We start from the raw sequence: 8632 nt of genomic DNA, 5'->3' as shown, positions 1-8632 counted from the left end.
ACCCTGATCAAGACGGTTAACGGCCTGGAACCCTTCCAGAAGGGCGAAATTGTTGTCGATGGAACATCGGTTGGCGGCAAGGACACTAATTTGTCAGCGCTGCGCGCCCGCATCGGCATGGTGTTCCAGAATTTCGAGCTGTTTCCGCACCTTTCGGTACGCGAAAACCTGACACTGGCCCAGGTCAAGGTGCTGAAGCGCAGCGAGGATGAGGCGACCGAGCGCGGACTCAAATACCTGGACCGTGTCGGCCTGCTCGCGCACAAGGACAAGTTCCCCAGCCAGCTGTCCGGCGGCCAGCAGCAGCGTGTGGCGATTGCGCGTGCCCTGTCTATGGACCCGATCGCCATGCTGTTCGACGAGCCGACTTCCGCACTCGATCCGGAAATGATCAATGAAGTGCTGGATGTGATGGTCGGCCTGGCTCAGGAAGGCATGACCATGATGGTGGTGACGCACGAAATGGGCTTCGCCCGCCGTGTCGCCAACCGCGTGGTCTTCATGGACAAGGGCCATATCCTGGAAGACTGCAGCAAGGACGAATTCTTCGGCGCGCCGCGCTCGGATCGTGCCAAGGACTTCCTGAAGCGCATCATCCACTAACGAAAGCACTGTGGCGTGGGAGCTTTCGTTACTACGTAGATGTCTTCCGCCCGCGATCGACTTCGAGTTACCATGCGCCGCATGAAAATGACATTGATCGCAAGCGCCTTGCTGGCGCTGGGCTCCGCTGCGGCGGCTGCCGAACGCATGGCGGCCGACGTCGCACTGACCCAGGCCACGATTATCGACGTTGCATCCGGACGCCTTATCCAGGGCAAGTCCGTCGTGCTGAAGGGCGACACCATCATCGCGGTGGTGGACGACAAGGCCCTGAAGAACTACGCGCCGAAGCACACTTACCAGCTCAAAGGCAAATACCTGATGCCGGGCCTGTGGGACAGCCACGTGCACTTCGGCGGCGGTCCCGCGCTGATCGAAGAAAACAAGCAGCTGCTGCCGCTCTACCTGGCCCACGGCATCACCACCGTGCGCGATTGCGCGGGGGACCTGCCGGATAGCGTGCGGGAATGGCGCGACCAGATCAACAAGGGCGAGCTGGAAGGCCCGACCATCCTGACCTCCGGCCCCAAGCTGGAAGGCTACAAGCCGCTGTGGAAGGGCACGATTGAAGTCGGTACGCCGGAGGAAGTCAGCAAGGCACTCGATTACCTGCAATCGCGCCGCGTGGATTTCGTGAAGATCACCGAAAATACCCTGAAGCCGGAGATCTACCTGGAAGCGCTGCGCCAGGCCAAAGAGCGCGGCATGCGCACTTCCGGCCACGTGCCGGTGCAGCTGACGCTGGACCAGATGTTCAACGCCGGCCTGGGCACCGTCGAACACGAATCGTACATGCTGCGCGGCGCCACGCCGCGTGAAGCCGAACTGACCGCGCAAGTCGCAGCAGGCAAGATTACCGGCCGCGAAGCGATGCGCGCCAGCCTGGAAAGCTATGACGAAGCGGCCGCGCGCGCCACCTTCCGCCGCATGGCTGCCGCAGGCACTGCCATCGTGCCGACCCTGATCGGTTCCGAAGCGACCGCCTACCTGGACCAGAACGACCACGCCCACGACGCTTACCTGCAGTACATCGGCAAGGGCCTGCGCGCCACCTATGACTGGCGCGTGCAGCGTGCCGCCAAGGATGACGCCAGCGCCATCGCCTTCCGTCACGCCCTGTATGAAAAGTCTGCTTCGCTGCTGCCGCTGATGCAGCAGGAAGGCGTCAGCATCATCGCCGGTACCGATGCAGGCTTCCTGAATTCCTTCGACTATCCGGGCCAGGGCCTGCACGATGAACTGGGCATCTTCGTCAAATACGGCCTGACGCCGCATCAGGCGCTGAATGCCGCTGTGCTGGCGGGGCCGCGCTTCCTCGGCAAGCAGCAGCGCTACGGCGCCGTGGAAGCGGGCAAAGCGGCCGACCTGCTGGTGCTGGACGCCGATCCTCTGAAGGATATCGCGGCCACCCGCAAGATCCGCCTGGTGGTCAGCCACGGCAAAGCCTATGACCGCGCCCAGCTGGACGCCATGCTGGCCAAGGTGAAGGCCTGGGTCGCCGAGCATCCCGCACCCGCCAACCCGTAGCGTGAACCTGGTGGCTGCCACGGTGTGGCAGCCACCAGCTCCTTGCCGTGGGTTCTAAGACGGCAAACGGCCCGCCGGAGCAGGTAAAATGTCGGCATTCGCAATTTGAGAGCCGCTCATGTCCGACTTCGACGCCCCACACAGCCTCACCATCACTCGCCCAGACGACTGGCACCTGCACCTGCGCGATGGCGCGACCATGGCCAGCGTGCTGCCGCACACCGCGCGCCAGTTCGGCCGCGCGATCGTGATGCCAAATTTGAAACCTCCGGTCACCACTGTCGCCCAGGCGCAGGCTTACCGCGAGCGTATCCTGGCGGCCCTGCCAGCGGGCATGAAGTTCGAGCCGCTGATGACGCTCTACCTGACCAACAACACCAGCCCGGACGAAATCCGCCGCGCCGCCGAATCCGACTTCGTGCACGCCGTGAAGCTGTACCCGGCCGGCGCCACCACCAATTCCGACGCAGGCGTCACCGACCTGGCCAACTGCTACAAGGTGCTGGAAGTGATGCAGGAAGTAGGCATGCCTTTCCTGGTGCACGGCGAAGTCACCGACCAGGACATCGACCTGTTCGACCGCGAAGCCGTCTTCATCGAGCGCATCATGCGCCCGCTGCGCAAGAGCTTCCCGGCGCTGAACATCGTGTTCGAGCACATCACCACCAAGGACGCGGCGCAGTACGTGGCCGAAGCGGAAGGCCCGATCGCGGCTACCATCACCGCCCACCATCTGCTTTACAACCGCAACGAGATCTTCAAGGGCGGCATTCGTCCGCACTACTACTGCCTGCCTGTGCTGAAGCGCGAAGAGCACCGCCTGGCGCTGGTGACCGCGGCGACCAGCGGCGATGAGCGCTTCTTCCTCGGCACCGACTCCGCGCCGCACGCACAGGGCGCGAAGGAAGCGGCGTGCGGCTGCGCGGGCTGCTACACCGCCCTGCATGCGATGGAGCTGTACGCTGAAGCCTTCCAGCGCGCCGGTGCGCTGGACAAGCTGGAAGCTTTCGCCTCCCTGAACGGTCCGGCCTTCTACGGCATGGAGCCGAACGAAGACAAGATCACACTGAAGCGCGAGCAGTGGACCCTGCCGGAAGCACTGCCTTTCGGCGACCAGCAAGTGATCCCGCTGAATGCAGGCGAAACCATCAACTGGAAAATGGCCTGACGGTGTTTGAGGYGATCGACTGGTCCCGCTCGTGGTTCGACGCGGTGCGGGATGCCGCTTGCCGCACGGACCTTGGCGCGGACAGCGTGATCGCCTCCTTCTGCGCGCAGGCCGAAGCACTCGATCTGCGCAATCACCAGGGCCTGCCGCTGCGCTTCGTGCCGCAGGCCGATCTGCCTGAAGGCACGGCCTACGAAGAATTCATTGGCGCCACGGGCGGTGTGCCAACGCGCGACAACCTGCACGACTTTTTCAACGGCCTGGTGTGGCTGACCTTCCCCCTCATCAAACGCGAGCTGAACGCCTTGCAGTCGGCGCAGATTGCGCTTGATGGCGTCGGCAAATCGCGCGGCCCGGCCCGCGATGCGGCCACTATCTTCGATGAAAACGCAGCGCTGCTGATCGTGCGCRATGATGCGGACGGCGCTGCCCTGGTCGATGCGCTGCGCAATCACCGCTGGCGTGAAGCCTTCGTCGACCGCGCCGCACAATTCGGCAAGGACGCGCAAGTCTGGCTGTTCGGCCACGCGCTGATGGAAAAGCTGGTCGCGCCCTACAAGGCCATCACGGCCCATACGCGCGTGCTGATGGCGCCGGGTGGCTACTTTGCGCTGAGCGACGTCGAGCGCCGCGCCTGGATCGATCAGCTGGTGGCGCAGCAGCTACGCACCGAAGGCTTGCACAAAGCCGGCTTCACGCCGCTCCCCGTGCTCGGCATACCGGACTGGTGGCCGCAGCAGGACGATGTATTCTATGACGACACCACGGTCTTCCGCGCGAAACGGAAACCGTCCGCAGCTTAACGCGAAAGGAAAAAGAATGGACAAAGTTATCCGCTGGGGCATTCTCGGCACCGGCAAGATCGCCAAGGCGCTGGCCACGGCATTGAAGGAATTGCCTGATGCAGAACTCGCCGCCGTTGCTTCGCGCAGTGCTGATAGCGCTAACGCCTTTGCCGCTGAATTCGGCGCCAAGCGCGCCCACAGCAGCTATCAGGCGCTGGCCGATGATCCGGACGTGGATGTGATCTACATCGCCACGCCGCACCCTATGCACCACGAGAACGCGCTGATGTGCCTGCGCGGCGGTAAGGCGCTGCTGGTCGAAAAAGCCTTCACCGTGAACCGCTGCGAGGCGGAAGATATCGTGGCGCTGGCGTGCGAGAAAAAGCTGTTCGTGATGGAAGCGATGTGGTCGCGCTTCCAGCCGGCCATTGTGGAAGCCAGGCGCCTGATCGAAGCGGGCGAGATCGGCAAGATCAGCAATATCCAGGCCGACCTGGGCTTCATGGCCGACGTGGGGCCGGAGCACCGCCTGTTCAATCCGGAGCTGGGCGGCGGCGCCATGCTGGACCTGGGCATTTATCCGCTGTCCGTATCGGCCTTCTTCCTGGGCGATGTGGCCGAAGTGAAGGCCATGAGCGTACTCGGTCCGACCGGCGTGGACGTGCAGACCAACTTCGTGCTGCGTCATAAGAACGGCGGCCTGTCCAGCTGCGCCACCAGCCTCACCGCGCGCACCGGCGCCACCTTGACCGTGTGCGGCAGCAAGGGCTTCCTGCGCCTGCACAGCCGCTTCCACCACAGCGACCGCTTCACCATCGAGCTGAATGACGGCAGCAGCCGTGAAATCCATCTGCCGCGCGTCGGCAACGGCTATGCCCACGAAGCAATGGAAGTACAGCGCTGCCTGCGCGCCGGCCTGCTGGAAAGCCCGGTGATGCCGCTGGACGAGTCGCTGTCGCTGATGGGCGTGATGGACGACATCCGCGCCCAGACCGGCGTTCGCTACGCCGCGGACTGATGTTTGTACACCACCCGATTTTGTTAAAAAATTGATATTATCGATTTTCTAATAAATTTCGGGAGGTTACATGCAAAAAGCAATTCTCTTGGCCGCTGGGGCCGCGCTTTCACTCGCCAGTATGACGGCGTCCGCCGCTTCAATCAGCTACAAGACCGAAGCGCTGGAAGTGGTGGGCGTACTGCAGGAAATCRCAGGTCCCTCGGCGCGCTGCCCGACCCAGTTCGGCGGCACCATCACCGGCCACGGCATGAGCACCACGCTCGGACCGCTGGCTTTTGTCGCCAATGACTGCATTACCCCATCCGGCGCTATCTTCACCTTCAACAAGGGCCGCTTCATCATCCTGACTGCGTCCGGTGACCAGGTCTTCGCCAGCTACAGCGGCCAGATGGTGCCAACCGGCGTCGGCACGCAGTACGCCTTCACCGGCGGCACCTTCCAGATCACGGGCGGCACCGGCCAATACATCTTCGCCACCGGCGGCGGTGCGCTTGATGGCGGCGAAGACATGGCCACTGGCGCCGGCAATATCAAGCTGACCGGCAAAATCTCGTATTGGACCTGGTAAGGGCTGATCTGCAAGGCGGCGTGCATTCAAGTAAACTGACTTTTTTGCACTAATTAACGCCTTGCCATGACTGACTCCACGCGTGCCCTCGATCTGAAAACCGTCCTGATTTCGACCGGCGTCGTGCTGACGCTGGCGATGGGCGTGCGTCATGGTTTCGGTTTCTGGATGCAGCCGATTTCGCAAGCCAACGGCTGGAGCCGCGAAACCTTCTCGCTGGCGATGGCCATGCAAAACCTGCTGTGGGGCGCTTTCGGTCCCTTCGCGGGCATGGTGGCGGACCGCTACGGCACCATGCGCGTCGTGATTTTCGGAGCGTTGTGCTACATGGCGGGTCTGGTGTGGATGGCGACGGTGACGCAGCCCTTGTTGTTCGTGACCGGCTCCGGTGTGCTGATTGGGCTGGCGCTGGCCTGCACCGGATTTGGCGCCGTCAGTGGCATCATCGGGCGCGCTGCGCCGCCGGAGAAGCGTTCCTGGGCCTTTGGCGTGTCCGGCGCCGCCAGCTCCTTCGGCCAATTCCTCATGATGCCTGTCGAGCAGGTGCTGATTTCCAYGATGGGCTGGCAGAACGCCTTCTTCCTGCTGGCTTCCGCTGTGATCTTCCTGATGCTGCTGGCCTCGCGCAATCTGCGTGAGCCGAAGCACGAAGTGGCCGCGGGTGGACATCATCAAAGCATTGGCGAAGCGTGGCGCGAAGCCGTGCGCAACCGCTCCTTCCTGCTGCTGCTGGCAGGGTATTTTGTGTGCGGCTTCCAGGTCGTGTTCATCGGCGTGCACCTGCCGGCCTACCTGAAGGACAAAGGCATCGCCAACGCGAGCGTTGCGGTGATGGCGCTGGCGCTGATTGGCCTGTTCAATATCTTCGGCTCCTTCACTGCGGGGCAACTGGGCGGCAAGCTRCCCAAGCGCTATCTGCTGTCCTTCATTTACTTCGCCCGTTCAGTGGTGATTTCCCTGTTCCTGCTGGCGCCCCTGTCGCAATGGTCGGTCTACGTGTTTGCCGCGGCCATGGGCTTCCTGTGGCTGTCCACCGTACCGCTGACTAATGGGATTATCGCCAGCGTGTTTGGGCTGAAGCATATGTCCATGCTGGCGGGCGTGGTGTTCTTCTCCCACCAGATCGGCAGCTTCCTCGGCGTGTGGCTGGGTGGTTATCTGTTCGACCTGCGCGGCAACTACGACATCGTATGGGGCATCGCCATCGCCCTCGGCGTGATGGCCGGCCTGGCTAATTTGCCGATCAACGAGCGCCCGCTGGTGCGCGAACCTCAGCTCAAGGCGGCATGATGAAAACCACGATCATGAAGGCAGCAGCATGGACGGCGATCGCCGCCGTGCTGGCGCTCGCCTTCATGGCTTACCTGCGGCCGGATTTCATGCTCGATCTGGCCAACCGCATTTACCTCTGCTTCTGACGCCAGATCAGGCGTGTTTCTTGGAGCGGCTGGATTTGTGCGAGGACGCGGACTTGCTGCGTTTGGAGGACGAAGATGCAGCGTGATGGTGTTCAGATGAAGATTTGGCGCGCTTGTAGCCGGCAGTGCTGGTCTTCGGCGCGGTAAAGGTCATTTCCGGGCCGGTGAACTGTTTGGCGTTCACGGCGGAGGTGAGGGCGCCGTCTTCCAGGTTGGCCAGCAGGTTTTTCGGGTCGATGCGCTGACCGTCCTTGAAGGCTTCCAGGTGCAGGTGCGGACCGGTGGAGTGTCCGGTCGAGCCGGACAGGCCGATCGGTTCGCCGGCGGCTACTTCGTCGCCGACGTTCACGGAGCGCTTGGTCAGGTGCGCGTACAGCGAACGCAGACCATTCAGATGCTCAATTACAACAACCTCACCGTATTTCTTATCACCTTCATAACGATTGGTCGAGGCGACGACCACGCCGCCCTGGGTTGCCATCACTGGCGTGCCCACCGGCGTGGAAAAATCTACACCACCGTGCGCGCGATGGCCGCGCAGGGCGCCGAAGAAGCTGCTCACGCGGATATTCTTCAGCGGCATCACCCACTTGGCGAAAAAGCCGGGCTTTTCCTCCTTGGCCTGCACTGGCGTCGGGGCAAGAGCCGGCACTGGCACGGCTGCGGGAGCCTGAGCCACCACAGGCGCAGCCGCCGGCGTTTCCTGCTCGGCAGCTACGGCCGGGAGGAAACACGCTGCCAATGCGACAGAAGTGATGATTTTGGTAAATTTTTTCATGAGCGGGTGAGTGTCGCACACCGCCCGGCGTCACGCAAGACTGTTCGCATGGTATAACATGGTTATAACGTTTGGAGGCAGTTATGCGCACAACAATTCGCCGAATTGGAAATTCGAAAGGGATGATCATTCCGTCAACCCTGCTCGCCGAAGTGGGTTTGGTCGATGAAGCGGAAATTACCGTGGTGGACGGCGCGCTGGTGATTCGGCCGCCAGCCAAACCTGTTCGCAAGGGCTGGGCTGAGGCCAGCAAAGCAATTGCGGAGGCTGAAGATGATGCGCTGGTCCTTCCAGAGTTCGCCAACGAAGGCGATGAAGGGCTGGTATGGTGAAGCGCGGAGAGATCTGGCTCGTCAATCTTGATCCGACAGTCGGGAGCGAAATTCAGAAATCTCGTCCTTGCGTGGTCGTATCGCYGCCCGAAATGCATGAGTATTTGCGTACCGTGATCGTGGCGCCCATGACGACCGCGAGCCGTCCGGCGCCATTCCGCATCGATGTAACGCACAGCGGCAAGAAGGGGCTGATTTTGCTGGACCAGCTACGTACCGTTGATAAATCGCGCCTCGTCAGCAGATTGGGGGCCGTCTCCAGAACCACACTGGCCGCCACACTACAGGCACTGCAAGAAGCCTTCGCCGAGTAGGCGCGTCAGACCTTCAGGAATTCCTCGCGGCCGCCGAGCCAGCGTTCGAGGTGGGCTTCGACGGTGGCGGTGTTTTCGGGGGTGGGCTCTTGCAGCAGGTGGTGGGCGATGTCGCGGG

General features: G+C 62.4%; 11 protein-coding genes. 10 read left to right on the top strand and 1 reads right to left on the bottom strand.

Annotated features, from left to right (window positions below; genetic code table 11):
* The 8 genes from AB4Z11_RS14595 to AB4Z11_RS14560 form a co-directional block, all read left to right on the top strand.
* Positions 1 to 603, top strand: a 603-nt coding sequence (locus AB4Z11_RS14595) for an amino acid ABC transporter ATP-binding protein (protein WP_442025969.1), incomplete at its 5' end; no start/stop codon positions are given.
* Between the two features lie 87 nt (positions 604 to 690).
* A complete protein-coding gene (locus tag AB4Z11_RS14590) occupies positions 691 to 2130 on the top strand; it encodes an amidohydrolase family protein (RefSeq protein ID WP_442025968.1) in 1440 nt (479 codons plus the stop codon).
* Between the two features lie 118 nt (positions 2131 to 2248).
* Positions 2249 to 3298 (top strand): dihydroorotase, encoded by a 1050-nt coding sequence (gene pyrC / locus AB4Z11_RS14585; RefSeq protein ID WP_442025967.1) that lies wholly within the window; start codon positions 2249 to 2251, stop codon positions 3296 to 3298.
* Between the two features lie 2 nt (positions 3299 to 3300).
* Complete coding sequence (locus AB4Z11_RS14580) at positions 3301 to 4101, top strand: DUF3025 domain-containing protein (RefSeq protein ID WP_442025966.1); 801 nt, start codon at positions 3301 to 3303, stop codon at positions 4099 to 4101.
* Positions 4102 to 4117: 16 nt separating this feature from the next.
* The gene (locus AB4Z11_RS14575) at positions 4118 to 5101 is read left to right on the top strand and encodes a Gfo/Idh/MocA family protein (RefSeq protein WP_442025965.1); all 984 of its coding nucleotides are present in this window, start codon (positions 4118 to 4120) and stop codon (positions 5099 to 5101) included.
* A gap of 70 nt (positions 5102 to 5171) precedes the next feature.
* Entirely contained in the window at positions 5172 to 5672 is a 501-nt protein-coding gene (locus AB4Z11_RS14570) for a hypothetical protein (RefSeq protein ID WP_442025964.1), read from the top strand.
* Positions 5673 to 5738: 66 nt separating this feature from the next.
* On the top strand, positions 5739 to 6962 hold the full coding sequence (locus tag AB4Z11_RS14565) for an MFS transporter (RefSeq protein WP_442025963.1): 1224 nt from the start codon (positions 5739 to 5741) through the stop codon (positions 6960 to 6962).
* Positions 6959 to 7090, top strand: a complete 132-nt coding sequence (locus AB4Z11_RS14560) for a hypothetical protein (RefSeq protein ID WP_442025970.1) — start codon at positions 6959 to 6961, stop codon at positions 7088 to 7090. The genes AB4Z11_RS14565 and AB4Z11_RS14560 overlap by 4 nt, the downstream gene beginning before the upstream one ends.
* Before the next feature lie 7 nt (positions 7091 to 7097).
* Here the strand turns inward: AB4Z11_RS14560 and AB4Z11_RS14555 are convergent, their stop codons facing one another.
* The gene (locus AB4Z11_RS14555; protein WP_442025962.1) at positions 7098 to 7868 is read right to left on the bottom strand and encodes a M23 family metallopeptidase; all 771 of its coding nucleotides are present in this window, start codon (positions 7866 to 7868) and stop codon (positions 7098 to 7100) included.
* 83 nt (positions 7869 to 7951) lie between these two features.
* Here AB4Z11_RS14555 and AB4Z11_RS14550 point away from each other — a divergent pair, with 83 nt between their 5' ends.
* Complete coding sequence (locus AB4Z11_RS14550) at positions 7952 to 8200, top strand: AbrB/MazE/SpoVT family DNA-binding domain-containing protein (protein ID WP_442025961.1); 249 nt, start codon at positions 7952 to 7954, stop codon at positions 8198 to 8200.
* Positions 8194 to 8514: a type II toxin-antitoxin system PemK/MazF family toxin gene (locus tag AB4Z11_RS14545; RefSeq protein WP_442025960.1), complete on the top strand. Its 321-nt coding sequence runs from the start codon at positions 8194 to 8196 to the stop codon at positions 8512 to 8514. Before AB4Z11_RS14550 ends, AB4Z11_RS14545 begins: the two co-directional genes overlap by 7 nt.
* Positions 8515 to 8632 lie beyond the last annotated feature (118 nt).

Origin of the sequence: Pseudoduganella sp. RAF53_2, assembly GCF_052113985.1 — a bacterium.
Taxonomy (GTDB): domain Bacteria; phylum Pseudomonadota; class Gammaproteobacteria; order Burkholderiales; family Burkholderiaceae_D; genus Rugamonas.
This window is presented reverse-complemented; position numbering and strand designations above follow the sequence as displayed.

Excerpts from the sequence above, each read along its gene's own strand:
- AB4Z11_RS14590 (WP_442025968.1), top strand. The coding sequence starts at position 691 with ATGACATTGATCGCAAGCGCCTTGCTGGCGCTGGGCTCCGCTGCGGCG.
- pyrC (WP_442025967.1), top strand. The coding sequence starts at position 2,249 with ATGTCCGACTTCGACGCCCCACACAGCCTCACCATCACTCGCCCAGAC.
- AB4Z11_RS14575 (WP_442025965.1), top strand. The coding sequence starts at position 4,118 with ATGGACAAAGTTATCCGCTGGGGCATTCTCGGCACCGGCAAGATCGCC.
- AB4Z11_RS14560 (WP_442025970.1), top strand. The coding sequence starts at position 6,959 with ATGATGAAAACCACGATCATGAAGGCAGCAGCATGGACGGCGATCGCC.
- AB4Z11_RS14555 (WP_442025962.1), bottom strand. The coding sequence starts at position 7,868 with ATGAAAAAATTTACCAAAATCATCACTTCTGTCGCATTGGCAGCGTGT.
- AB4Z11_RS14550 (WP_442025961.1), top strand. The coding sequence starts at position 7,952 with ATGCGCACAACAATTCGCCGAATTGGAAATTCGAAAGGGATGATCATT.